This window comes from Pseudomonas sp. (genome assembly GCF_048269965.1).
Classification (GTDB): domain Bacteria; phylum Pseudomonadota; class Gammaproteobacteria; order Pseudomonadales; family Pseudomonadaceae; genus Aquipseudomonas.
The window spans coordinates 29,790-56,049 of the sequence record NZ_JBLWTV010000006.1; the positions used below are offsets into that span (position 1 = coordinate 29,790).

17 protein-coding genes and 1 tRNA gene are annotated in these 26,260 nt (G+C 63.9%); 12 read left to right on the forward strand and 6 right to left on the reverse strand.

From position 1 onward, the window contains the following. Positions 1–6 precede the first annotated feature (6 nt). The 3 genes from ACN0X6_RS08935 to ACN0X6_RS08945 all read right to left on the reverse strand — a co-directional run bounded on the left by ACN0X6_RS08935 (position 7) and on the right by ACN0X6_RS08945 (position 4,962). A tRNA-Arg gene (locus ACN0X6_RS08935) sits at positions 7–81 on the reverse strand. Positions 82–301: 220 nt separating this feature from the next. Next, entirely contained in the window at positions 302–1,414 is a 1,113-nt protein-coding gene (locus tag ACN0X6_RS08940) for a Leu/Phe/Val dehydrogenase (protein WP_417703305.1), read from the reverse strand. A gap of 80 nt (positions 1,415–1,494) precedes the next feature. Beyond that, a complete protein-coding gene (locus ACN0X6_RS08945; protein WP_417703307.1) occupies positions 1,495–4,962 on the reverse strand; it encodes an indolepyruvate ferredoxin oxidoreductase family protein in 3,468 nt (1,155 codons plus the stop codon). A 198-nt stretch (positions 4,963–5,160) separates the two neighbouring features. Between ACN0X6_RS08945 and ACN0X6_RS08950 the strand changes: the two genes are divergently transcribed. Further along, positions 5,161–5,628, forward strand: a complete 468-nt coding sequence (locus ACN0X6_RS08950) for an Lrp/AsnC family transcriptional regulator (protein ID WP_160017566.1) — start codon at positions 5,161–5,163, stop codon at positions 5,626–5,628. A 164-nt stretch (positions 5,629–5,792) separates the two neighbouring features. On the opposite strand, the gene ACN0X6_RS08955 is transcribed toward ACN0X6_RS08950, so the two are convergent. Next, positions 5,793–6,749 carry a DMT family transporter gene (locus ACN0X6_RS08955; protein ID WP_417703310.1) on the reverse strand — a complete coding sequence of 319 codons (957 nt, stop codon included), beginning with the start codon at positions 6,747–6,749 and terminating at the stop codon, positions 5,793–5,795. 279 nt (positions 6,750–7,028) lie between these two features. Between ACN0X6_RS08955 and ACN0X6_RS08960 the strand changes: the two genes are divergently transcribed. Beyond that, positions 7,029–7,289 (forward strand): DUF6316 family protein, encoded by a 261-nt coding sequence (locus ACN0X6_RS08960; protein WP_417703312.1) that lies wholly within the window; start codon positions 7,029–7,031, stop codon positions 7,287–7,289. An 11-nt stretch (positions 7,290–7,300) separates the two neighbouring features. Here the strand turns inward: ACN0X6_RS08960 and ACN0X6_RS08965 are convergent, their stop codons facing one another. Together ACN0X6_RS08965 and metE are read right to left on the reverse strand one after the other, a co-directional pair. After that, complete coding sequence (locus tag ACN0X6_RS08965) at positions 7,301–8,290, reverse strand: alpha/beta fold hydrolase (protein WP_417703313.1); 990 nt, start codon at positions 8,288–8,290, stop codon at positions 7,301–7,303. 197 nt (positions 8,291–8,487) lie between these two features. After that, positions 8,488–10,791, reverse strand: a complete 2,304-nt coding sequence (gene metE, locus ACN0X6_RS08970; RefSeq protein WP_417703315.1) for a 5-methyltetrahydropteroyltriglutamate--homocysteine S-methyltransferase — start codon at positions 10,789–10,791, stop codon at positions 8,488–8,490. 168 nt (positions 10,792–10,959) lie between these two features. Here metE and metR point away from each other — a divergent pair, with 168 nt between their 5' ends. The 10 genes from metR (at position 10,960) to ACN0X6_RS09020 (ending at position 26,250) form a co-directional block, all read left to right on the forward strand. Then, positions 10,960–11,877, forward strand: a complete 918-nt coding sequence (metR, locus tag ACN0X6_RS08975; RefSeq protein WP_417703317.1) for a transcriptional regulator MetR — start codon at positions 10,960–10,962, stop codon at positions 11,875–11,877. Between the two features lie 204 nt (positions 11,878–12,081). Further along, a complete protein-coding gene (locus ACN0X6_RS08980; protein WP_417703319.1) occupies positions 12,082–12,738 on the forward strand; it encodes a TetR/AcrR family transcriptional regulator in 657 nt (218 codons plus the stop codon). Positions 12,739–12,744: 6 nt separating this feature from the next. Beyond that, positions 12,745–13,827 carry an efflux RND transporter periplasmic adaptor subunit gene (locus tag ACN0X6_RS08985; protein WP_417703321.1) on the forward strand — a complete coding sequence of 361 codons (1,083 nt, stop codon included), beginning with the start codon at positions 12,745–12,747 and terminating at the stop codon, positions 13,825–13,827. A 1-nt stretch (position 13,828) separates the two neighbouring features. Further along, positions 13,829–16,984 carry an efflux RND transporter permease subunit gene (locus ACN0X6_RS08990; protein ID WP_417703322.1) on the forward strand — a complete coding sequence of 1,052 codons (3,156 nt, stop codon included), beginning with the start codon at positions 13,829–13,831 and terminating at the stop codon, positions 16,982–16,984. An 801-nt stretch (positions 16,985–17,785) separates the two neighbouring features. Then, entirely contained in the window at positions 17,786–19,096 is a 1,311-nt protein-coding gene (algD, locus tag ACN0X6_RS08995) for a GDP-mannose 6-dehydrogenase (protein WP_160017557.1), read from the forward strand. Positions 19,097–19,209: 113 nt separating this feature from the next. Beyond that, the gene (locus tag ACN0X6_RS09000; protein ID WP_417703325.1) at positions 19,210–20,634 is read left to right on the forward strand and encodes a mannose-1-phosphate guanylyltransferase/mannose-6-phosphate isomerase; all 1,425 of its coding nucleotides are present in this window, start codon (positions 19,210–19,212) and stop codon (positions 20,632–20,634) included. Between the two features lie 61 nt (positions 20,635–20,695). After that, positions 20,696–22,216 carry a glycosyltransferase gene (locus ACN0X6_RS09005; RefSeq protein WP_192981893.1) on the forward strand — a complete coding sequence of 507 codons (1,521 nt, stop codon included), beginning with the start codon at positions 20,696–20,698 and terminating at the stop codon, positions 22,214–22,216. 17 nt (positions 22,217–22,233) lie between these two features. Then, complete coding sequence (locus ACN0X6_RS09010) at positions 22,234–23,379, forward strand: PilZ domain-containing protein (protein WP_417703327.1); 1,146 nt, start codon at positions 22,234–22,236, stop codon at positions 23,377–23,379. Between the two features lie 7 nt (positions 23,380–23,386). Continuing rightward, a complete protein-coding gene (locus tag ACN0X6_RS09015; RefSeq protein WP_417703328.1) occupies positions 23,387–24,862 on the forward strand; it encodes a sel1 repeat family protein in 1,476 nt (491 codons plus the stop codon). Next, a complete protein-coding gene (locus tag ACN0X6_RS09020; protein ID WP_417703330.1) occupies positions 24,859–26,250 on the forward strand; it encodes an alginate export family protein in 1,392 nt (463 codons plus the stop codon). The genes ACN0X6_RS09015 and ACN0X6_RS09020 overlap by 4 nt, the downstream gene beginning before the upstream one ends. Positions 26,251–26,260: the final 10 nt, after the last annotated feature.

Below are 26,260 nucleotides of genomic sequence, written 5' to 3' on the forward strand. Positions count from 1 at the left end.
TGCTTTTGGCGTCCCCTGCTGGAATCGAACCAGCATCTAGCCCTTAGGAGGGGCTTATTCTATCCGTTGAACTAAGGGGACAGGGCCGTATTGGCAACGGCCGGGGCGCATCTTAGCGGCGGCGCGCACATTTGTCATGTCGCGCCCCACTCAGCGTCTAGCAGGCCGTTGAAAAACGTAGGCGAGGCAGGCAAGACAAGGCAAAAACAGCCGAAAAAGCGCAGTTTACGAGCTGTAAATGAGCATTTTGAGGCTGTTTTTAACGCAGTATTGCCAACGCAGGTAGTTTTTCAACAGCCTGCTAACGCTGCCAGCCCTGAGCCACAGACTTGGATGCGGTTGCCGCACGCACGGGCTGCAGGCCACCGCGCAAACGCTCCAACGCCATGCGGTCGGCAATCGCGGTGGTGGTCGCGCCTTCGCGTTCGGCGCGCTGGAAGATTTCCGTCAGCGTCGGGCCGATGCCTTCGATATGCGCCTTGAGGTCGGCGGCGCTGCCACCGGTGCGTTCGTAACAGACATCGATGATGCCGCCGGCATTGATCGCGTAATCCGGCGCGTACAGACACTCGCGGCGACGCAGCAGCTCGGCCAGGCTGGCGTCGGCCAGCTGGTTGTTGGCCGCACCGGCGATGATCGGCGCGCGCAGGGCTTCCAGCGTCTGCAGGTTGACGATCGCGCCCATCGCGCACGGTGCGAACACGTCCACATCGAGACGGTAGATGTCGTGCTGGCCGACCGCCGTGGCGCCAAGCTGGCTGACGGCGCGCTGCACGTTGCTCTCGACGATGTCCGTCACCCACAGCTGCGCGCCGGCCTCCTTGAGCAGCTTGGCCAGGCCGAAACCGACCTGCCCCACGCCCTGGATGGCCACGCGAACGCCATTGAGATCCTGGCGTCCCAGGCGATGCGCCACAGCCGCCTGAATACCGATGAATACACCATAAGCGGTCGAGGGCGACGGATCGCCGTCACGGCTGCCACCGCCGAATGCCTCGCGCTGCCCGGCGCCAGCCACGTGGCGGGTGCGCTCGGCCATGATGCGCATCTCGGCCACGCCGGTGCCCGAGTCCGCTGCGGTGACGTAGCGCCCGCCGAGGCTGTCGACGAAATCGCCCATGGCCTGGAACAGCGCCTCGCTCTTGCCGGTGTGCGGGTCGCCAATGATCACCGCCTTGCCGCCACCCAGCGGCAAGCGCGCCAGGGCCGATTTGTAGGTCATGCCGCGCGACAGGCGCAGCACGTCGCGCAGCGCCTCCTCGTCACTGCTGTAGTTCCACATGCGGCAACCGCCCAGCGCCGGGCCAAGGGTGCTGTCGTGAATGGCGATGATGGCTTTCAGGCCGCTGGCCTTGTCGTGGCCATGGACCACCTGTTCGTGCTGATCGAAGTCGACGTGAGTGAAGACGGACATCGGGTTACCTCGGTTATCGGGTCGTAAAAAGCCGCCCCTCTCCCGCACGGGAGAGGGTGGCAAAGGGGATCGGTTGAGGTTCAGGCAGCCGGTTCGAACAGCTGCACGGCGGCGATCTCACTGACGGTCAGGCGCGCCTTGAGCTGCGTCGCCTGCTCGCGCGCCTTGGCCAGCGCCGCCTCCTTGACGTGGCCGTAGCCGCGGATCTGCTCGGGAATCTCGGCCAGCGCCACCGCCGTGCGGTAGTTGCCGGTATTGAGCTCGGCGAGCAGGTAGGCCACGTTGGCTTCGTACTCCTCGATCAACTCGCGCTCCAGGCGACGTTCGGCACTGTGGCCGAACGGATCGAGGGCGCTGCCACGCAGGAACTTGAAGCGCGCCAGCACGCCGAACGCCTTGAGCATCCAGGGGCCGAAGCTGCGCTTGCGCGGCTGGCCGGTGACCGCATCGGGCTTGCTCAGCCAGCTCGGCGCCAGATGGAACTGCAACTGGTAGTCACCTTCGAACTGGGCTTCGAGCTGCTTGCGGAAGGTGGCATCGCTGTACAGCCGCGCCACTTCGTACTCGTCCTTGTAGGCCAGCAGTTTGAAGTAGTAGCGGGCCACGGCCTTGCTCAGGCGCAGCTCGGCATCGCTGTCGGCCTTGCGTACGCGCTCGACCAGCTCGCGATAGCGCTCGGCATAGGCCGCGTTCTGGTAGGCGGTCAGACGCTGCACGCGGTCGGATACGATCTCGTCGAGTGTGCTGCAATGCGGCGCTTCGACGACCTTGGGCGCGGCGAGTTTTTCCACCGCAGCCAGGTCATGCGCGGCGCGACGGCCCCAGAGGAAGGCCTGCTGATTGAGCTGAACCGCCACACCGTTGAGCTCGATGGCCTTGTTGATCGCTTCGGCCGATACCGGCACCAGGCCCTGCTGGTAGGCGTAGCCGAGCATGAACAGGTTGGTGGCGATGCTGTCACCAAGCAAACGAGTGGCCAGGCGAGTGGCATCGACGAAACGGGTCTTGCCCTCGCCCACCGCCTCACTGATCGCCTCACGCATGGCCGCGCCGGGCACCTGGGCGTCCGGGTTGCGGGTGAACTCGGCAGTAGCCGCTTCATGGCTGTTGATCACCGCATGGGCGATCTTGTCGTTGAGCTTGGCCAGTGACTCTTCGCTGGACGACACCACCAGGTCGCAGCCCAGCAGCAGGTCGGTTTCCCCGGCGGCAATACGCACGGCGTAGATATCGCTCTGCTGCGCGGCGATGCGGATATGGGTGATCACCGGGCCGAATTTCTGCGCCAGGCCGGCCTGGTCCAGCACGGTACAGCCCTTGCCTTCGATATGCGCGGCCATGCCCAGCAGCGCACCGACAGTGGTCACGCCGCTACCGCCAACGCCGGGCAGGAGAATGTTCCAGGGGCGACTCAGGGCCGGTAGCTTCGGCTCCGGCAAGGCGATGAACAGCGCGCTCAGACCAACGGCCTCAGGCTTGCGCAGGCTGCCGCCGTGGACGGTGACAAAGCTCGGGCAGAAACCTTCCAGGCAGCTGAAGTCCTTGTTGCAGGCACTCTGGTCGATCTCGCGTTTGCGCCCCAGTTCGGTTTCCAGCGGCAGCACCGACAGGCAATTGGATTTGACGCTGCAATCACCGCAGCCCTCGCATACCGCCGGGTTGATGAAGGCGCGCTTGGCCGGATCGACCAGCTTGCCGCGCTTGCGCCGACGGCGCTTCTCGGTGGCGCAGGTCTGGTCGTAGAGGATCACCGAGCAGCCTTTGACCTCGCGCAACTCACGCTGCACGGCGTCCAGCTCGCGACGGTGATGGAAGGTCACACCGGGTGCGAAGGTGGCGCGGGTCGGGTACTTGTCCGGCTCGTCGCTGACCAGGGCGATACGCTTGACGCCCTCAGCATGCACCTGCTGGCTGAGCTGGTCGATGCGCAGTTCACCGTCGATGGGCTGGCCGCCAGTCATGGCCACCGCGTCGTTGTAGAGAATCTTGTAGGTGATGTTGACCCCGGCTGCGACGGCTGCGCGCAGGGCCAGGTGGCCGGAGTGGAAGTAGGTGCCATCGCCGAGGTTCTGGAACACGTGCGGCGTGTCGGTGAACGGCGCCTGGCCGATCCAGGTCGCGCCCTCGCCGCCCATCTGGGTGAAGGTGTCAGTGCTGCGGTCCATCCACTGGGTCATGTAGTGGCAGCCGATGCCGCCGAGAGCGCGACTGCCTTCCGGCACCTTGGTCGAGCTGTTGTGCGGGCAGCCGGAGCAGAAATGCGGGGTGCGCACGGTCTTGTGCCTGGGCGCGGCCAGGGCCTTTTCCTTGGCATCGAGAAAGGCCAGGCGCTCTTCGATGGTCGGGCTGCTGTAGATCGGCGCCAGGCGCTTGGCGATCACCCGGGCGATCATCGCCGGCGTCAGCTCGCCCAGGTTCGGCAGCAACGAATTGCCCTGCTCGTCGAATTCGCCGACCACGCGCGGGCGCTTGCCCACCGGCCAGTTGTAGAGCTGACCGGTGAGCTGGTCTTCGATGATGCTGCGTTTTTCTTCCACTACCAGAATTTCGTCCAGGCCTTCGGCGAACTGGTGCACCGACACCGGCTCCAGCGGCCAGCTCATGCCGACCTTGAGCACGCGCAGGCCAACCTTGGCGCACAGCGCCTCGTCCAGGCCGAGGTCATCCAGGGCCTGGCGTACATCGAGGTAGGACTTGCCGGTGGTGATGATGCCGAGGCGCGGGTTGGGCGAATCGAGCTTGACCTGGTTGAGGTTGTTGGCCAGGGCGAAGGCGCGCGCGGCGTAGATCTTGTAGACGTTGAGGCGCTTTTCCTGCGCCAGGGGAGGATCGGGCCAACGGATGTGTACACCGTCTTCCGGCAGCTGGAAATCCTCGGGAATCTTGATCTGGATGCGTAGCGGGTCGACGTCCACCACGGCCGAGGAATCGACGTTCTCGGCGATGGTCTTCAGCGCCACCCAGCAGCCGCTGTAGCGCGACAGCTCCCAGCCGATGATGCCGTAGTCCAGCACTTCCTGGACGTTGGCCGGATTGAGCACCGGTATCGACGCGGCGATGAACGCATGCTCGCTCTGGTGGGCGATGGTCGAGGACTTGCAGCCGTGGTCGTCACCGGCCAGCAGCAGCACACCACCGTGTTTGGAGACACCGGCCGAGTTACCGTGCTTGAACACGTCGCCACTGCGATCGACGCCCGGCCCCTTGCCGTACCACATGGCGAACACGCCGTCGTAGCGCGCGCCAGGGAACAGGTTGGCTTGCTGGCTGCCCCATACCGCCGTCGCACCCAGCTCTTCGTTGACGCCGGGCTGGAAGTGGATGTGGTTTTCCTTGAGGTACTCGCGCGCGTCCCACAGGCTTTTGTCCAGACCGCCCAGGGGCGAGCCGCGATAGCCGGAAATGAAGCAGGCGGTATTGAGTCCGAAGGCGGCGTCACGCTGCTTCTGCAGCATGGGCAGGCGGGTGAGCGCCTGAGTGCCGGTCAGGTAGAGGTGACCCGTGGCGAGGCGGTATTTGTCATCCAGGCGGATTTCGGCCAGTGACATGGAGCGCTCCTTTTATTTTTATGGCGAGCACGAGGAGCGCGACGGTAAACACGCTCCGTTGGTTTCCACGGCAGGATCGCTGCTGTGAATTTGCCTAAATCATGACCGGAGGGTTCCGCTTTTTTCTTTCTATTTTCGAGTAGCGAAGGCGATACTCCGCATGATCCTTCCAACAATCACAATAAATTGGAAACAATCATGCAGGACAAGCTCAGCCCCATCGACCGCCGGATTCTCCGCCTGCTGCAGCACGATGCCGACCTCTCTGCCGCAGAGGTCGCCGAGAAAGTCGAGCTGTCGCAGTCGCCCTGCTGGCGACGCATTCATCGCATGCAGGAAGAAGGGCTGATCGAACGCAAGGTCGCCCTGCTCAATCACAAGCGCCTGGGCTTCGGCATCACGGTGTTCGTCGACATCAAGCTGTCGGCCCACGGTCGCGGCAATCTGGATGAGTTCGAGCAGGCCGTGGTCGGCTACCCGCAGGTGCTGGAGTGCTACAGCATGGCCGGCGGCTCGGACTACCTGCTCAAGGTCGTGGCCAAGGACATCGCCGATTACGAGCGCTTCCTGCGCGACCACCTGCTGCAACGCCCGCACGTGCACGAAGCGCACTCGCACATCGCCATGAGCGAGGTCAAACGCACCACCGAGCTGCCGCTGGATTGAACCCCGTAAGCCTAAATGCGTTACCTATGTCTCCCGACACCCGTTACCTATGTCCCCCGGCTGAACACCGTGCGCACCGAAATACCGGTGCGGCCCTCATTGGTGCGCATGGCGCACCCTACGAAGGCCTTCCGTGCCAAACATTACGCCTTATCTGATCGGCATCAGGCCATGCGCCTGCCCTTGCGCGCCCGCATTGCGGCCATCAGCGATGGGCCGAGCGCGGTGAGCGCCGAGCCCAGCACCACCACCACGGCGCCTGCGTAGGCGATCCAGTTGACCTGCTCGGGCAGCACGTGGTCCGGCCACCAGGTCGAGGCCAGGGCCACGGAGACGAAGGTCACCAGCGGCGTCAGCGCCAGGGTCGCGCTGACCCGCGAAGCCTCCCAATGCGCCAGCGCCTCGGCAAAGGCGCCGTAGGCGACCAGGGTGTTCAGGCAACAGGCCAGCAGCAGCCAGCCCTGCAGCGGGCTCAACGCCAGTGCCTGCATTGGCTGCGCCCAGGGCGTCAGCAGCAGCGCGCACGCCAGGTAGATGACCATCATCACCTGCACCGAATTCCACTTGGTCAGCAGTTGCTTCTGCGCCAGGCCGTAGAAGGTCCAGACGAAGGCAGCCGCCAGCACGGTCAGCACGCCGGTGGTATAGGCGGTCAGCGAGGTCAGCAGCTCACCCAGGCGCTGATTGAAGAACAGGCCGAAGCCCAGCAGCATGACCATCAGGCCAACCGCCTGGCCCAGGCTGAAGCGCTCGCGAAAGACGAACAGGCTGCTGATCAGCAGCAGTATCGGCGCCACCTGGATCACCAGTTGCGTGGTCCCGGGGCTGAGCAGGTTGAGCCCGACCAGATACAGCACGTAGTTGGCCGTCAGCCCGCCGATGGCCAGTGCCAGCAGCCAACCACCCTTGCGTCCCAGCGGCCGAAAACGCGGTAACCGGCGACTCGCAGCGAGATAGGCAAGTAGCAGAGAACCAGCCACGGCCAGGCGATACCAGGTGACCGTCACCGGGTCCATCACCTGCAGAACTTCTTTCAACTTGATGGGCAGGATGCCCCAGAGCACGGAAGTGATCAGGGCGAGCAGCAGGCCGTACATCCAACGGCCGGAGGAAATGTGCATGGCGACCTCTAGCGGGCGGCCAACAGAGCACGTCGACCGCAGCAGGCCATTCTAGGAGAGGCATACACACCTACACAGCAACAGTTCAGCCCGGTTGCCGAGCGAAACTGTACTGCTCAGCATCCGCAGGACGCCAGCCGACCGGCGCCAATAATCCATAAAAATCGCTAAAATCCGCTAACAGGAGGCCAAAATCTACCATCTGTCGTTTTGCCAAGCACGCCGTATTGGCCACAGTAGACTCAGGATTATCCAGAACCTGCAGATGGAGTTCTCGCCATGTTCGGCCAACGCGATATCGACCCCCAACCGGGCACGCATTACCGCAGCTCACGCCTGAGCGCCGTCAACGGCCAATACTTCTTCGCCACTCGCGAAGGCACGCTGGAAGGCCCCTTCATCTCCCGCCATGACGCCGAGCAGAGCATCACGCGCTATATCGAGCGCATGTCGATGGCCGACAAGCTGCTACGCCACAGCAGCGAGCACATCGACCATCTGCAGCGCCGCGAAGCGATCAAGCACAATCAGGAGCTCTGAGCGCTCGCCCCTTACAGATGCGCCAGGCCCAAATCCCCCCGATGCGCTGCGAGATGCGGCAACACCGCGGCCAGCAAAGGCTCCTTGAAGGCATCCTGAAAGCGATGCGCCAGGCCCGGAATCAACTTGAGCTCCGCGCCCTTGATATGCGCCGCCACGTGCACGCCATGCATCACCGGCAGTAACGGATCGGCCGTACCGTGCACCACCAGCGTCGGCACTGTCAGACGATTGAGTAGCTCGACCCGACTCGACTCGGCAAGAATCGCCAGCAACTGACGCTGTACGCCTTCGGGATTGAAGGCGCGGTCATAAGCCTGCTCGGCCTGATGCAGGAGCAAGGCACGGTCATCGTGTACCGCAGGGCTGCCGAGCGCCGCGAGCAAGTCGGCCTGCTGCTGCAACGCCGCTTCGCGACTCCCCGCCTCACGCCTCGCCAGCAGCGACACCAGCGCATCGCTGGGTGCAGGCAATCCCTGAGCACTCGAACTGGTCATCACCAGCGTCAGGCTGAGAACGCGCTGCGGCGCCAGATCGGCCAGGTGCTGGGCGATCATGCCGCCCATGCTCGCGCCCAGCACATGGAAGTTGTCGACGCCCAAGCGATCCATCAAGCCCAGGGCATCGCCCGCCATGTCGCGCAGGTGATAAGGCGCACCGAGCGACAGACCCAGGCGATAGCGCAGCACCTCGTAAGGCAGGTTGATGCTCGGCGCCGGCCGCCGCCAGGTGCTCAGCCCCACGTCACGATTGTCGAAGCGCACGACGCGAAAACCCTGCTGACACAGGCGCTCGACCACCTCGTCAGGCCAGTGGATCAACTGTCCGCCCAGCCCCATCACCAGCAGCAGAGCCGGATCGCGCTCGCTGCCGATGCTTTGATAAGCCAGGCGCACTTCACCGACATCCGCATAACGGGTCGGCTCGGACAGGTCGCAACGATTGGCCGCAAAAGACGGCAGGCCACAAAGCAACGCGGCCAGGAAAATTAATGCACGCATGGAAACACCAGAAACGCAGAACCCCATTGAAACGCGAGTCTGATGAAAGTCGTTCGATGGCGCTGCCACACATGCATGACAGTTTGATGAAGGAGGACGAACGGTTGCTCTGCAGGTGACCAGAAGCCCAGCCCAGAGCGTCGCGAACGCCCCTCCTGGTTAACCGCGGGAGGGGGTTCAACCGCGACTGGCGGGAATCAGGCCAGCTCGGCGCGCAACTGCCTGGCTGCGGCCACCATGTTCACCAGCGCGGCCTCGGTTTCCGGCCAGGCGCGGGTTTTCAGGCCGCAATCGGGGTTGACCCACAGGCGTTCGAGCGGGATACGCCGCGCCGCCTTGCGCAACAGCCCCGCCATCTCGGCGCTGTCGGGAACACGTGGCGAGTGGATGTCGTACACGCCCGGGCCGATCTCGTTGGGGTAGGCGAACGTCTCGAAGGCTTCCAGCAACTCCATGTCCGAACGCGAGGTTTCGATGGTGATCACGTCGGCATCCATCGCCGCGATGGACTCGATCACATCGTTGAACTCGCTATAGCACATGTGGGTGTGGATCTGCGTTTCGTCACGCACGCCGCTGGCGGTCAGGCGGAAGGCCTCGCTGGCCCAGTCCAGGTAGTGCTGCCAGGCGGCCTGGCGCAGCGGCAACCCTTCGCGGAACGCGGCTTCGTCGATCTGGATGATCTTGATGCCGGCCGCTTCCAGGTCCACCACCTCGTCACGAATCGCCAGCGCCAGTTGCCTGGCCTGCACTTCACGGGAAACATCCTCGCGCGGGAACGACCACATCAGCATGGTCACCGGGCCGGTCAGCATGCCCTTCATCACCTTGTCGGTCAGGCCCTGCGCGTAGGTGATCCACTCCACGGTCATGGCCTTGGGCCGACTGAGGTCACCGACGATCACCGCCGGTTTGACGCAGCGTGAGCCGTAGCTCTGCACCCAGCCGAAGCGGGTGAAGGCGTAGCCGTCGAGTTGCTCGGCGAAGTACTCGACCATGTCGTTGCGCTCGGCCTCGCCATGCACCAGCACGTCCAGGCCCAGGCGTTCCTGCACCTGCACCGCATGGCGAATTTCGCTGTGCATGGCCTCGGTATACTCGGCAGCGCTCAGCTTGCCCTGCCTGAACGATTGCCGCGCCAGGCGAATCGCCGAGGTCTGCGGGAATGAGCCGATTGTGGTGGTCGGCAGCAACGGCAGTTGCAGGCACTCACGCTGCTGCTCGATGCGCTCGGCGAATGGCGACTGGCGCTGGGCATGACGCGGACGGGTCGCTGCCAGGCGCGCCTGCACCTCGGGTTTGTGGATGCGCGTCGATGCAGCGCGAGCAGCCTGCACCGCCCGGCTCGCTTGCAAGGCGGCTTGCACAGAGGCATCTTCCGGCGCCTCCAGGGCCTTACCGAGCAACGCGACCTCCTGGCATTTCTGCACGGCGAAGGCCAGCCAGCCTTTCAGCTCGGCATCGAGTTTGTCTTCGCGCGTCAGATCCACCGGGCTGTGCAGCAGCGAGCAGGATGGCGCCACCCACAGCCGCTCGCCCAGGCGTTCGTGAGCGTGACGCAGCAGCTCGAGCACCTTCTGCAGATCGCAACGCCAGACGTTGCGCCCATTGACCACGCCCAGCGACAGCACTTTATAGGCGGGCAGGCGGTCGAGGATAGTCGGATACTGCTCCGGCGCACGCACCAGGTCGATATGCAGGCCGTCCACCGGCAGGTTGGCGGCCAGGCCCAAGTTATCTTCCAGGCCGCCGAAATAGGTAGCGATCAGCTTCTTGCAGGGTTCGCGCTGGATCAGGTTGTAGGCGCGCTCGAAGGCGTTCTTCCACGCCTGCGGCAGGTCGAGCACCAGAATCGGCTCGTCGATCTGCACCCACTCCACGCCCTGCGCGGCCAGGCGCTGGAAGATCTCGCCATAGACCGGCAGCAGGCTTTCAAGCAACTCAAGCGTGTCAAAGTCGCCACCCTTGGCCTTGCCCAGCCACAGATAAGTCAGCGGACCGATCAGCACGGGCTTGACGCTGTGCCCGAGGGCATGCGCTTCATCCACCTCCTCGAACAACTGCTCCCAGCTCAGGGCGAACTGCTGGTCCGCGCTGAATTCCGGCACCAGGTAGTGGTAGTTGGTGTCAAACCACTTGGTCATTTCCTGGGCGTGGGCACCTCCGCAACAAGTGCCACTGCTCTTGCTTGCAACGGCCCCACGGGCCATGGCGAACAGGGTATCCAGCGTCGGCTTGCCATCGGCCGGGCGAAAACGCTCGGGAATCACACCGAAGGCCAGGGAATGACCGAGCACCTGGTCGTACCAGGCGAAGTCGCCTACCGGCAGCAGATCGATGCCCGCATCCTTCTGCAGTTGCCAGTGTTCGGCGCGCAGGCGCTGGCCAACGGTGCGCAGGCCGGCTTCGTCCAACTCACCTTTCCAGTGGGCTTCGAGGGCTTTTTTCAGTTCGCGGTCGCGGCCAATGCGCGGGAAACCGAGGGAATGGGACAGGGCCATGTCGTGACGCTCCAGAATCAATCGAGATGGCGCCATTCTCGGCACCGACAACGAATGAGACAAACTCAAGATTTTCGCCTTGATCTATAGATTTACTCATGTAGTCTGCATGAACCATCTTCATCCAGTTCTGGCATTGGATGAGTGAAACCTTCGCAGAGACCCGCCATGCTCGAGCTACGCCACCTGAAAACCCTGCACGCCCTGCGCGAAACCGACAGCCTGGTGGAGGCCGCCGAGCGCCTGCACCTGACCCAGTCGGCGCTGTCGCACCAGTTCAAGGAACTGGAAGAACGCCTCGGCCTGCAGCTGTTCGTGCGCAAGACCAAGCCGGTGCGCTTCACCAGCGCCGGCCTGCGCCTGCTGCAACTGGCCGATGCCGCCCTGCCCCTGCTGCGCGGCGCCGAACGCGACCTGGCGCGCCTGGCCGGTGGCACGGCCGGTCGCCTGCACATGGCCATCGAATGCCACAGCTGCTTCCAGTGGCTGATGCCGACCATCGACCAGTTCCGCGATGCCTGGCCGGAGGTGGAGCTGGACCTGGCCTCGGGCTTCTCCTTCGCCCCGCTGCCCGCCCTGGCCCGAGGCGATCTGGACCTGGTGGTGACCTCGGACCCCATCGAGCTGGCCGGTATCACCTATGTGCCGCTGTTCACCTACGAGGCCATGCTGGCTGTCGCCAACCAGCACCGTCTGGCGCACAAGGCCTGCATCCAGCCACAGGATCTGGCCACGGAAACCCTGATCACCTACCCGGTGGAACGCGACCGCCTGGACATCTTCACGCGCTTTCTCGAGCCCAACGATATCGAGCCGGCCCAGGTGCGCACCTCCGAGCTGACGGTGATGATGATGCAGCTGGTCGCCAGCGGTCGTGGCGTGTGCGGCCTGCCCAACTGGGCGCTGCACGAGTACAGCTCGCGCGGTTACGTCAGCGCCAAGCGCCTGGGCGAAAAAGGGCTGTTCGCCACGCTCTACGCGGCGATCCGCACCGACATGCTCGACGCGCCGTTCATGCGTGACTTCCTGCTCACCGCCAAGGACACCTCCTTCGCCAGCCTCGAAGGCGTCAGCGTGGCGCGCTGACGGCCGCACGCAGGGTGCGCCGTGCGCACCAACAATTCACCGCCGCCGGCCCCGGTGCGCACGGCGCACCCTACGACCACCTCTCCAATCGCCAACGCCAGGGCGAACGCCCGTCCACGCCAATTGACTTGTTACAACTCCCGTCTTGCTGCGTCGTGACCAACAGTCATAGCATGACCACCGGTCACGAAACCCGGAACCGTCATGCGCTACCAGGATCAACTCTTCCAGCAGCGGGAAAACGCCCTGCTGCAATCCGCTCGCCAGCTGTTTCAGGAGCAATCCTGGGATCGCGTCACCATCGCCGAGGTGGCCCGTCACGCCGGCATTGGCAAGGGCACGGTGTACAAGCACTTCTCCAGCAAAGAGGCGCTCTACGCGCGCCTGGTGCTGGACTGCTCGCGCCAGCATCTGAGCGAACTGCGTGAGACCGCGAACCAGGCTCCGCCTCGCGAAGCCATGCGCCGTGTGATTCGCCGCGCCTTCGAACAACTGCTGGCCGACCCACTGCAAGCCCAGCTCTGCCTGCTGTGCGACCGCCCCGCCTTCCAGGAACGCCTGGACGCGCCCTACCGTGAGCAGTTCCTCGAGCTGGAAGGTCAGTACATGGCCCTGTTCAACCAACTGCTGCAGGGCAGCTTCGGCGAACTGACACTCTCCCCCACGGATTGCCAGCACCTGCTCTGGGGCGTGGAGGCTTGCGTCAATGGCGTGATGGCACGCATCGCCTCCGGCGGCTTCGCCCATTGGGCCGAACCCATCGAGCTGAACGCCTATTTCCAGCGCGTCACCGATTTCATCATTGCCGGCCTGCAAGGCCAGGCCGCCGCGCTGCACGCAGCGCCTGCACTCAGCGAGTAACCCCACATGTTCGCCCAACTCAGCAAGCGTCCCTGGATCATCGCCATCGTCATCGCAGTCCTGCTGCTGGCCTGGCTGTTCAGCGGCGAGCGTTTCGTCGCTCGCGACGAGGTCGAGCCCGACCAACCCGTCACCAGCAACGAGCTGGCGCGCGTCGAAATTCAATGGCTGCAAGCCCAACTCATGCAGCGCGAGCATGTGGTGCAGGGGCAGGTCGAAGCCTGGCGCCGAGTGGAACTGCGCGCCCAGGTCAGTGGCAGCGTGCAGAACCTGGATCAGGACAAGGGCAGCCGCGTCGCAGCCGATCAATTGCTGCTGAGCATCTCGCCAGACGACCGCCCGGCCCAGGTCGCACGCAGCGAGGCCGATGTGCGCCAGCGTCAGAGCGACGTCAGCGCCGCCAAGCGTCTGCGCGAACGCAGCCTGGTCTCGGCCAACGAGCTGATGCGCCTGGAAAGCGAGCTGGCCAAGGCCCGCGCCGAACTCGACAGTGCCCGTCTGCAACTGCGCAACACCAAGATCAAGGCGCCGTTTGCCGGCATCTATGACCAGCGCATGGTCGAGCTGGGCGATTTCGTCCAGCCCGGCCAGAGCCTGCTGACCCTGGTGGATATCGACCGCCTCAAGGTCAGCGCACAGATTGCCCAGCAGCAGGTCACCCAGCTGGAACTGGGCCAACCGGTAAAAGTGGAACTGCTCGATGGCCGCACACTGCAAGGCGAACTGCACTTTATCGCCGCAGCTGCCGACCCCGGCTCGCGCAGTTTCCGCATCGAGGTCAAGGTGGACAACCCGGACAGCCTGCGCCTGGCCGGCGCCAGCGCCACCCTGCACATCCAGACCGGCGAAGCCATGGCCCATCGCCTGTCCCCTGCCCTGCTCAGCCTCGATGAGAGCGGCCGCCACGGCGTCAAGTGGGTCAACGAGGCGCAGCGCGTGGAGTTCACCCCGGTGCAACTGATCAGCGTCGACAACCAGGGTGCCTGGGTCAGCGGCCTGCCGCCGAAGGTGGCGTTGATCACCCTCGGCCAGGGCTTCGTCCAGCCCGGCCAGCAGGTCCGCACGCAACTCGCGGCCGAGGGCAGTTGAGATGCACGCACTGATCGCTGCCGCACTCGACCGTAGCCGCACCACCATCCTGATCCTGCTGTTCCTGCTCGGCGGCGGGCTGGTGGCCTACATCGCCATGCCCAAGGAATCCAACCCGGACGTGGTCATTCCCATCATCTACGTTTCGGTGACCCTCGAAGGCATCAGCCCGGAAGACGGCGAACGCCTGCTGGTACGCCCCCTGGAGCAGGAGTTGCGCAGCCTCGAGGGCGTCAAGGAAATGCGCTCGGTGTCCAGCGAAGGGCACGCCTCGGTGACCCTGGAGTTCGACGCCGGCTTCGACGCCAAGGTGGCGCTGGCCGACGTGCGCGAGAAGGTCGATACCGCGCGCAGCAAGCTGCCTGAAGAGGCCGACGAGCCGACCGTCAACGAAGTCAACGTGGCACTGTTCCCGGTGCTGTCGGTGGGCCTGTCCGGGCCGATTGCCGAGACCGAGCTGGTGTACATCGCCCGGCGCCTGAAGGAGAACATCGAAGGCATCGCCGAAGTGCTGTCGGTGGAGATCGGCGGCGACCGCGAGGACCTGCTGGAAATCGTCGTCGACCCGCAGGTGCTCGACAGCTACGGCATCGACTATAACGAGCTGTTCAACCTGGTCAGCCGCAACAACCGCCTGGTCGCCGCCGGCAGCCTGGATACCGGCGCAGGCCGCATGAGCATGAAGGTGCCCGGCGTCATCGAAGACCTCGAAGACGTGATGCGCATGCCGATCAAGGTGGTCGGTGACAGCGTGGTCACCTTCGCCGACGTCGCCACCATCCGCCGCACCTTCAAGGACCCCACCGGCTTCGCCCGCATCAACGGCCAGCCGGCCATCGTGCTGGAAGTGGCCAAGCGCAGCGGCGCCAACATCATCGAGACCATCGACCAGGTCAAGGCGCTGATGGAGCAGGCCAAACCCCTGCTGCCGCCGGGCGTTGAAGTCAGCTACATCATGGATCAGTCGCAGGAAGTGCAGAGCATGCTCGGCGACCTGCTCAACAACGTGCTCACCGCCATCGTCCTGGTGCTGATCCTGGTGGTGGCGAGCATGGGCATGCGTTCGGCGCTGCTGGTCGGCCTGACCATTCCCGGCGCTTTCCTGACCGGCATCCTGCTGATCTGGATGCTCGGTTTCACCCTCAATATCGTCGTGCTGTTCAGCCTGATTCTGGTGGCCGGGATGCTGGTGGACGGCGCCATCGTCGTCTCCGAGCTGGCCGACCGCTACCTGCAGCAGGGCCAGACGCCTCGTCAGGCCTGGGCCAATGCCGCAACGCGAATGGCTTGGCCGGTGATCGCCTCCACTGCCACCACCCTGGTGGTGTTCCTGCCGCTGCTGTTCTGGCCGGGCGTGGTCGGGCAGTTCATGAAGTACCTGCCGGCCACGGTGATTCTCTGCCTGCTGGCGTCGCTGGCCATGGCCCTGGTGTTTCTGCCGGTGCTCGGCGCCGTCACCGGCGGCCAGGCACGGCCGCAGGCACAGAGCGCCAGCCGCGCGGGCAGTGCTTATCGCCGCCTGCTGGAAAAACTGCTCAAGCGCCCCGGCCTGACCCTGCTCGGCATGCTCGCGCTGATCGCGCTGATCTACGTCGGCTACGGCCGCTTCAACCATGGCGTGGAGTTCTTCCCCGACGTCGAGCCGGAAAGCGCGCAGATCTGGCTGCGCGCACGCGGCGACCTGTCGGTGCAGGAGAAGGACGCCCTGCTCCAGCAGGTGGAAAAGCAGGTGATCGGCATGCGCGAGGTCAAGGCACTGTATGCACGCTCCCTGGCCCAGCCGGAAGGCCAGCAGGGCCAGCTCGGCGCCGACGTGATCGGCACCCTGCAGTTCCAGTTCGTCGACTGGCATCAGCGCCGCCCGGCCAAGGACATCCTCGCCGAAATGAGCCAGCGCACCGCCGGTATTCCCGGCGTGGTGCTGGAGTTCCGCAAGCAGGAACAAGGCCCCACCGACGGCAAGCCTGTGAAGCTGCAGATCAGCTCGCTGGACCCGGCACTGGGCGAGCAGTGGGTCGAGCGTATCCGCGGGGAAATGCAGAAGCTCGGCGGCTTCGCCGATATCGAGGACGACCGCGCCCTGCCCGGCATCGAATGGCGAATCAAGGTCGACCGCGAGGCCGCTGCGCGCTTCGGCGCGGACGTGCTCAGCGTCGGCAACGCCGTGCAGATGATCACCAACGGCCTGAAACTGGCGACCTACCGTCCCGAAGATGCCACCGACGAAGTGGACATCCGCGTGCGCCTGCCCGGCAACTGGCGCTCGCTCGACCAGCTCGGCCGCCTGACCCTCAATACAACGGCCGGCCAGGTACCGCTGAGCAACTTCGTCGACCTGCAGCCCGCGCCCAAGGTCGGCACCCTGCGCCGCGTCGATGGCGACCGCACCATCACCCTGCAGGCCGACCTGGCCGAAGGCGCGCGCCTGGACGAACGCCTCAAGGCATTGCGCGAAGCACTCGGCGAGGTGCCGGCCGAGGTCAAGGTGAAGTTCGCCGGCGAGGATGCCGACCAGCGCGAGGCGGCCACCTTCCTGATGACCGCCTTCGTCGTCGCCATCTTCCTCATGGCGATCATTCTGGTAACCCAGTTCAACAGCCTCTACCAGGCGGCGCTGGTGCTGTCGGCCATCGTCCTGTCCACTGCCGGCGTGCTGATGGGCCTGCTGATCAACGGTCAGTCGTTCGGCATCGTCATGGTCGGCATGGGCCTGATCGCCCTGGCCGGCATCGTGGTGAACAACAACATCATCCTCATCGACACCTACAACCAGTTGCGCCGCCAGGGCCTGGAGCCGCGCGAAGCGGCGCTGGAAACCGGCAGCCTGCGCCTGCGTCCGGTGCTGCTCACTGCGGTGACCACCATCCTCGGGCTGATGCCCATGGTGCTCAGCATCAACGTCGACCTGCTCACCCCGAGCCTTGGTTTCGGCGCGCCCTCGACGCAGTGGTGGACGCAACTGTCCAGCGCCATCGCCGGCGGCCTGGCCTTCGCCACCGTGCTGACGCTGCTGCTCACACCCTGCCTGCTGGTACTCGGCGCCCGCTTCGAGCGCCGCCCGCCTCCGCTGGAGACCTACGACACCGACCTGCTCGACCTGCCGGAACACCTGATCGCCGCCAAACCCGACAGGGCGCAGGTGCAGCGCACCAGCTGACGCCTAACCTCCCTGGAATACATGGCAAAACGCCAGATATCGCCTAGGCTGACCAGCAACGATGCTTAGGGCGGGAATGGAAAGGCAGCAGGGATGCTCTTGACAGGCAGCAGACGCGCAAGGCGTCTTGCAGAAACGACAAAGCCCTCTCTCGGAGGGCTTTGCTTTTCCACTCGCTGCACATTGCTCAGCGGAAAGGATTACCGAGCTAACGAAGTGTATGGGGTCGGCATCCTGCCTGTTGGCCACTTCGTTAGCCCGGTGACCGGAGAGTAGTCCAGGCAGTGGCACTGTGCCAAGCCTCAATTACGTGGCATGACGCACAGAGCGGAGCAGCTCTCCAACGCACGCTGTCGCCCTTCGAAATCCCCCTGCCTGTTCGCATGACGGCTAATCAGCATTCCCGCGCCCAGCGTCGAACACGGCACAGCGCACTCATGCACAACTTCCGAGCAGAGCCTTAGTGCGGTGCAATACAACTAAGCACAACAAGCAATGTTTTTATGGCGCCATAAAAATAACACACTAAAAAGCTGCAACTATTTTTTGGCGCCTAAAAAACAGCAAATATAAGTAATTGTTTTTATTAATAAAAATTTTAACGCATAGCAATAAAAAACAATTCATAACTTTTGGTTCAGGTTTTGCTTGAAATGCCAAAACAGCCAACTTAGTATCCGCGCCAATTCGAGCACCCCTCTTCGATTGCAGTAACCATTACGCAATCTTGGTGGCGTACTTAATGAACACGGATGTTGGCCAATTCAAACCGGCTAACTCATTTATATGAGAGAGGGACCTATGCGAATCAGCATCTTTGGATTGGGCTATGTTGGCGCCGTCTGCGCCGGTTGCTTGTCGGCTCGCGGCCATGAGGTCATTGGCGTCGACGTCTCGCAAACCAAGATCGACCTGATCAATCAAGGCAAGTCCCCCATCGTCGAACCCGGCCTCGCCGAACTGCTCGAAGCCGGCGTCAACTCCGGCCTGCTGCGTGGCACCACCGATGTGGGTGCCGCAGTGCTGGCCAGCGAACTGTCCTTCATCGCCGTGGGCACGCCGAGCAAGCGCAATGGCGACCTCGATCTCGGCTACATGGAATCGGTGTGCAAGCAGATCGGCACCGCCCTGCGCGACAAGCAGGAACGCCACACCGTGGTCGTGCGCAGCACGGTCCTGCCGGGCACGGTAAAGAACGTGGTGATCCCCCTGATCGAAGCAGCGTCCGGCAAGAAAGCCGGTGTCGATTTCGGCGTGGCCACCAACCCGGAATTCCTGCGTGAAAGCACGGCGATCAAGGATTACGACTTCCCGGCCATGACCGTGATCGGCGAACTGGACGAACAGTCCGGCGATCTTCTGCAAGAGCTGTACAGCGAGCTGGACGCCCCGATCATCCGCAAGTCCATCGAAGTGGCGGAGATGATCAAGTACACCTGCAACGTCTGGCACGCGGCCAAGGTCACCTTCGCCAACGAGATCGGCAACATCGCCAAGGCCGCCGGCGTCGACGGCCGCGAGGTGATGGACGTGGTCTGCCAGGATCACAAGCTCAACCTCTCCAAGTACTACATGAAGCCCGGCTTCGCCTTCGGCGGCTCGTGCCTGCCCAAGGATGTGCGCGCCCTCTCCTACCGCGCCGGCAGCCTGGACGTGGAAACGCCGCTGATCGGCTCGCTGATGCGAAGCAACGCCGCCCAGGTGAAGAAAGCCTTCGACATCGTCACCCACTACGACAAGCGCCGCATCGGCCTGCTGGGCCTGAGTTTCAAGGCCGGCACCGATGACCTGCGCGAAAGCCCCCTGGTCGAGCTGGCTGAAATGCTCATCGGCAAAGGCTACGAGCTGCGCATTTTCGACAGCAACGTCGAGTACGCCCGGGTCTTCGGTGCGAACAAGGAATACATCGAATCGAAGATCCCCCACGTTTCCTCGCTGCTGTGCAAGGAGCTCGACGAGGTGGTCGCGCAATCCGACGTGCTGATCATCGGCAATGGCGAACAGCGCTTCGCCGAGGTCATGAACAGCGTCGGCGACGACAAACAGATCGTCGATCTCGTGGGGTTCATGGCGCATGCCACCCAGGCCAACAAGGAAGGTATCTGCTGGTAGCAGCAAGCTAACAAGAACAGAGGCGGCACCGGTCAGGTGCCGCTTGGTTGGTTATGGCGTGTCGCCCGTTCACTGCCCATACGATCCGAATCGATGTTTACAGGAGTGACAGCATGATTCCTCTGATTTTGTCCGGCGGCAGTGGCTCCAGACTCTGGCCGCTCTCGCGCAAGCTGTATCCCAAGCAGTTCCTGGCCCTCACTGGCAGCGAGACCCTGTTTCAGCAGACGCTCGGCCGCCTGGCAATCGAGGGCATCAGCAAGCCCATCGTGGTGTGCAACGAGGAACATCGCTTCATCGTCAGCGAACAACTTGCCGCTATCGGCAACGAGGCGCAGACCATTCTGCTCGAGCCGTTCGGCCGCAACACCGCGCCGGCCGTGGCCATTGCCGCCATGCACCTGCTCGCCGCCGGCCGTGACGAGCTGCTCCTGGTGCTTCCGGCCGATCACGTGATCGAAGACTTGCCGGTATTCCACAGCGCACTCGGCGTGGCTCGCAAGGCTGCCGAACAGGGCGAGATGGTGCTGTTCGGCATCCCCGCCGAGCGCCCTGAAACCGGTTACGGCTATATCAGGACCGGCGAGCGCTCCGGGCTGCCGGGTGGTGTTCTGTCAGTCGAGCAGTTCGTCGAGAAACCCGACCTGGCCACCGCCAGCGCGTTCGTGGCGCAGGGCGACTACGTCTGGAACAGCGGCATGTTCCTGTTCCGCTGCAGCCGCTACCTGGAAGAGCTGCAACGCCACGATCAGGACATCTACGACACCTGCCAGCTGGCGCTCAGCCGCAGCAAGAGCGACCTGCAGTTCATCCGTATCGACCCCAGCGCCTTCGAGTGCTGCCCGGACAACTCCATCGACTACGCGGTGATGGAAAAGACCGATCGCGCCTGCGTGGTGCCGCTCGCGGCAGGCTGGAACGATGTCGGTTCCTGGTCCGCACTGTGGGACGTCCGGGCCAAGGACGACCAGGGCAACAGCCGCTCTGGCGACGTGGTGATCCACGACAGCCAGGACTGCCTGGCCCACAGCCAGAGCAAGCTGGTGACCCTGGTCGGCCTGAAGGACGTGGTGGTGGTCGAGACCAAGGACGCCGTGATGGTCGCCCACAAGGACCGCGTGCAGGACGTCAAGCAACTGGTCAACACCCTCACCTGCGACGGGCGCGCCGAGGCGCAGAACCATTGCCAGGTCTATCGCCCGTGGGGCAGCTACGACTCCATCGACAGTGGCAACCGCTTTCAGGTCAAGCGCATCGTGGTCAAGCCAGGCGCCAGCCTGTCGCTGCAAAAGCACCACCACCGCGCCGAGCACTGGATCGTGGTCTCCGGCACCGCGCGGGTGACCTGTGACGACAAGACCTTCCTGCTCTGGGAGAACCAGTCGACCTACATCCCCATCGCCGCCGTTCACCGCCTGGCCAACCCCGGCAAGATTCCTCTGGAGATCATCGAGGTCCAGTCCGGCAGCTATCTGGGTGAGGACGACATCGAGCGCTTCGAGGATGTCTACGGCCGCACCGACGCCACGGTCAGCTAGCGACTTTCAGCGTCACCGCGCCTGACGCTCGTACAGGGCTTCACTGGAGGAAGCACGTCACATGCCTAGGTTATTCAATGGGGTCGACACCTCATCCGGTTTCGGCAAGCTGTGCGGTTGGCTATGCCTGATCGCCTTGCTCGCACTTGCCTCGGAAATGGTCGACCCGAGCTACCTCGACCCGTCGCATCAGAAATTCATTTTTCTGATCGGCGCACTGGGCATGTGGCGTTATGGCAACGCCGCCACTCACTATCTGCGCGGCATGTACTTCCTGCACTGGCGCTTCCCACGCATGCGCAAGGCCGTCGAACGCATGGGGGCCGCGGCACTGCCCGAACACATGTTCATGGTGGTGACCAGCTTCCGCATCCCGACCCACACCACCTTCAAGGTGTACCAGTCGGTGTTTCAGGAAGTGCAGCGGATGCCGGTGCCCTGCACCGTCATCGCCTCGATCGTGGAGAAAGGCGACGAGAACTTCATCAAGGACATCATGCGTCAGGAAGTCCGCGACCGCGACGACATCAAGCTGATCATCATACGCGCACGCGGCACCGGCAAACGCGACGGCCTGGCGCATGCCTTCCGCGCGCTGTCCCGGCAGATGCCGCTGGAAAACGCCGTGGTCGGTGTGGTCGATGGCGACACCATGATGCTGCCCGGCTGCGTCGAGCGCGCCGTCAGCATGTTCGCCTATCTGCCCAGCGTCGGCGGCATCACCACCAACGAGTTCTGCGAGGTGGAAGGCAGCCGGCTGATGCAGGAATGGCACACCATGCGCTTCGTCCAGCGGCACATCAACATGTGCTCGATGGCGCTGAGCAAGCGCGTGCTGACCATGACCGGGCGCCTGTCGTTCTTCCGCGCCAGCGTGATGACCAACCCGGAATTCATCAAGGACGTGGAAGCCGACTTCCTCGATCACTGGCGGCTGGGGCGCTTCCAGTTCCTCACCGGCGACGACAAGTCCTCCTGGTTCAGCCTCATGCGCGCCGGCTGGGACACCTTTTACGTGCCCGACAGCCACACCCTGACGGTGGAGCATCCACCCGACAACAGCTTCCTGCGCGCGACCCGGCAACTGATGTACCGCTGGTATGGCAACTCGCTGCGGCAGAACTTCCGCGCTACCCGACTGCTGGGCCTCGACCGTCTGGGCCTGTTCACCATGTACGTGCTGTACGACCAGCGCGTGTCCATGTGGACCTGCCTGATGGGTCTGAGCGCCTCGGTGGTGGCCGGCCTGCTGTTCGGCATCCAGTACCTGTTGCTGTACCTGTTCTGGGTGCTGTTGTCGCGCACCCTGGTAACGCTGTTGTTCTTCTTCGCCAAGCACCCGGTGCATCCGATGTACCCCTTCGTTCTGTATTACAACCAGATCGTCGGCTCGGTGATGAAGGTTTACACCATGTTCCACATGGACCAGCAGAGCTGGACCCGGCAAAAGACCACGCTCAGCAATGGCAGCGTCAGTTTCGATGCGGCCCTTAATCGATGGACGTCGAAGACGATGTTGTTGTCCTCCATTGCCATCTTCTTCGGGGTCATTTCGGTCCTGCTAGAACTCACGCAACCTTAAGTAAAGGCGCGAATGCTATGAGTAGCACCACTGTCTTACCTGCAAACGTTGTTCACGAAGCGATCGATGAGCGCCAGTTCGTCCGCGCCAAGATTCCCGCCCGCATCAGCCTGCAAGGTCACGGCCTGAACGGCGTGGAATGCGAGATCCTGGACATCTCCCTGGGCGGTATCGGTCTGTCCCACGAGCAGCCGCTGAAGCTCGGCAGCCTGTTCCAGGGCTCGATCAAGCTGAAGCTGAACAGGGTCGACCTGAACATCGACACCAAGCTGAAGATCGTCTCCCAGCGCGGCCATGAAGTGGGCGCCGAGTTCGTCGAGCTGGATCGGCAGAAGCGCGACATCCTGCGCTACATCATCTCGGCCTACATGTCCGGCGACATCGCCGACATCAACGGCCTGTTCAACGTGATGCAGCGCGAGAACTACATCAAGGAGCGCAAGACCAAACAGGCCAGTTCGCGCACGCCCACGGAACGCCTGAAGGCGGCGCTGGGTTCGATGCTGTTCCTCGGCGCCGGCCTGGCGGCACTGAGCCTGATCCTCTACAAGAGCTACCTGCTGTTCTTCCAGATGCCGGCCGCACAGGCGGTGGTCAGCGCCAACGCCTACGTGGTGAGCATGCCGGAGAACGGCAACCTCAAGTACCTGATCGGCCCCGAGCAGACCAGCGTGAGCACCGGCCAGCCGCTGGCCAGCGTGTCCACGCAACTGGCCAGCAGCCTGACCAGCCCGACCGACATCGCCGCCCTGGCCAGCCTTTCCGAGCAGGATGCAGCCGCCCTGCTCGGCCGCGTGACCGTCGAGACGGTGATCGCCAGCCCCTGCGACTGCAGCCTGTACTTCCCCCGCCCGCGCATGGACGGCTTCGCCTACAAGCAGGAGCAACTGGTGCATCTGCTGCCGCAGGATCAGCCGCTGAACGTCAAGGCCAGCGTGCCGTTCGAGCGCATGGACAAGATCGAGCGCGTGCGAGCGGTCGAGATGCGTGTGCTGGGTAGCGACGCCCTCTACAGCGGCGAAATCGTCGCCAGCCGCGTTGACGACCAACGGCAGATGGTCGAGCTGACCATCAAGCCTGATCAGGCGTTGCCGCGCAGCGCCTATCAGTTGCCGACGGCCGTCGACTTCAAGCTCGGCCTGCCCCTGCGCTGGACGTTCTGAGGTCGCCATGCCGGTCAGATACCTTCTTTGCACAACCGCCCTGACGCTGGTGCTCGCCAGCTCGGCGCATGCGGCGCGCAGCCTCGAGCAGGTCCGTTATGCGCTGTTTCAGGACAGCCAGGCGGAGGTCGAAGAAGACCTGCGCCATCTGGCCGCGCGTGGCGACCTGGGCGCAACGCGCCTGCTCGGCGAAGTGCTGGCCGGCCGCAGCCCGGCGAATACCACGCAGGCCATCGACCTGTTCAAGCAGGCCTTTGCCGATGGCCGCGGTGACATCGGCGCGCTGATCCCCCTGGCCCGGCTGGTGGACAACAAGCCGCGCTGGCGCGAAGCCAATCGCGCATACATGCGCCAGGCACTCAGCCGCTTTACCGCTGGACGAGACTTCATCGCCGTCGACACGCGCCTGGAAGTATTTCTGGTCTACCCCGAGCTGTTCACCCAGGACGAGGTTACCCGCCTGATCGAGCTCTATGACCGCGCCTGCCTGATCTACTGCCACGCGCCGCTGTACCGGGCGGTGGCGGCAGCCCGCTACGGTGAAAGAAGCGAAGCCGAGAAGTGGTTCCAGCTGGCCGTGGAAAGCGACCCGCGCGCCGTGCAGCGCTACTACGAGTTTCTTGGCGAGCAGCGCAACCTGCTGTTTCGCGCCTTCGCCGAACGCCTGGCGCCGCGCATCAACGCCCTGCCGGTCGACCTGGTGCACCGCATCGCCCAGCAGGTGGCGAACATCCGCAACATCGAGATCAGCACCTTCAACAACAACCGCCCGACCACTCGCGCGCAGAACGACGAAGAAAAGCAGGCCCGCGAAGTCAAGGCGAAGGCCCATGCCAGCCTGGTCGAACAGCTCGACCGGGAAGTGCTGCAGTGGCTGGACAACGCCATCGAGCGTGATTTCGGCCCGGCCATGCTGAGCAAGGCCAGCTTTCTCATGACCGCACCGGACCGCTACAGCCCGGAGCCGGTGCTGGCCCTGATCCAACGGCTGGAACAACGCCAGGGCGAGAGCCTGACCCTGAGCATGGCCGAACGGGAAAACCCGATCACCCCGCAGCGCATCAAGGCACTGCGCGCCAGCCTGCACATGGTGCTGTGGCGCACCCTCGATCCGCAGTTGAGCCAACGCCTGATCGCCGAGCTGCAGGCCGAGCAGTACCCCGAAGCACAGCTGCTCGAAGGCGACCTGTACAGCCAGGGCGGGCTGGACGAACCCGATCAGGATCGCGCCCTGACCCTGTACATGGCAGAGGCTCGCCAGGGCTCGGCGAACGCCCTGCTGCGCATCGCCCGCCTTTATACCTACGGCCGCGCCATCTGCCGCGATAACGGCAAGGCCTACAGCTTCGCCTATGCCGCCCACGAGCTGGGCGACCAGCGCGCCACCGACCTGATGCACTCGCTCAGCACCCGGCTCACGCCTGAACAGCGCGACATAGCCGCCGCCGAAGGCAACCGTCTTATCGAGGAATCCATACTGTGAGCGCTCCTAGTTCCCTTGGCCGCGCAGCCCTGCTGCTCGCGTGCCTGCCGCTCGGTCTGCTGCACGCAGACGAAACCAGCATCGCCTCGCCCGAGCTGGAGCCGGTCACTTCGCTGCTGACGCACAAGCTGTTCCTGCGCACCGGCTACGGGCCGGACGAAACGCGCCTGGGCGAAGACCGCCGCAGCTTCTTCAGCCTGCGCTACGAACCGTCCTACCGCTGGTACTCCCCCGAACAACGCTGGGCCAAGTGGGAAGCCTTCGGCCGCCTGTGGCTCAACTACGACACCGATCCGAATGCCCTGCAAAGCGACGAGGGCAACGACGAGAACCTGTCGAGCCGGCGCCATGCCTACAGCGAAGCCCGCGAGTTCTATGTACGCCGCAACCTGCTGGGCGACGACCCGCGTTTTTCCGCGACCTTCGGCCGCCAGCGCTTCAGCGATCGTTTCGGCATCTGGTGGGACGACAGCATCGAAGCCCTGCGCCTGGACTACAACGACAGCTTCGGCAAAGGCTTCGTCGCCATCGCCGAGAAGTTCTACTACTACAACTCCGACGACAACCGCCTCGACCCGCGCGACAAGAAAATTCGCTACCTGATGGCCGAGTACGCCTGGCGCTGGCATGCCGATCACTGGATCGGCGCGCGACTGCTGCACGAGGACGACTACTCGGGCAGCTCGCCCGATGATCGCCAGGACTTCGACGGCCTGCGTTACGGCGTATTCCTGCATGGTGACACCCGCCACCTGACCTCGCTGGTCAGCGACTATCACCTGGAAGTCGCGGCACTCGACGGCAGGCAGGAAACCACGCAGAACAATGGCCTGCGCGACAGCGGCGACAAGACCGGCTGGGCCGTGGTAGCGGATGTCGGCAAGCGCTTCGAAACGCTGCCATGGACACCGCGCGTGGGCATCAGTGGTGGTATCACCGATCGCCCGGACGACAGCGGCAGCGACGGTTTCACCCTCAACCGCATCCAGTCCGACCGGCGCAACGATCCGCTGAGCTACAGCAGTCGCCTGGTCAGCAACCTGGTCAGCGTCAACCTGAGCAACCTGGCCTTCTACGGCATCGTGCTGGAAACCCAGCCCACCGACCGCACGGCGCTGGATCTGCGCATCAGCGATCTGCATCTGCGCAACCGTTCGGCGCAGCTGCCCCTGCGCACCACCACCGAAGGCGTGGTGCGCGATACCGGCTCGTCCCATCTGGGCCAGGTGCTGGACATCAACCACTACTGGCGCATGTTCCCGCTGGCCTACGACGGCAAGCGGGTACAGCTCAACACCCTGGCCAGCCTGAGCTATTTCAAGGCCGGCAGTGCGCTGGAAATCGGTGATGACTATCAATTGACGCTGGGCATAACCCTGACTTACTGACCGAGAGCAG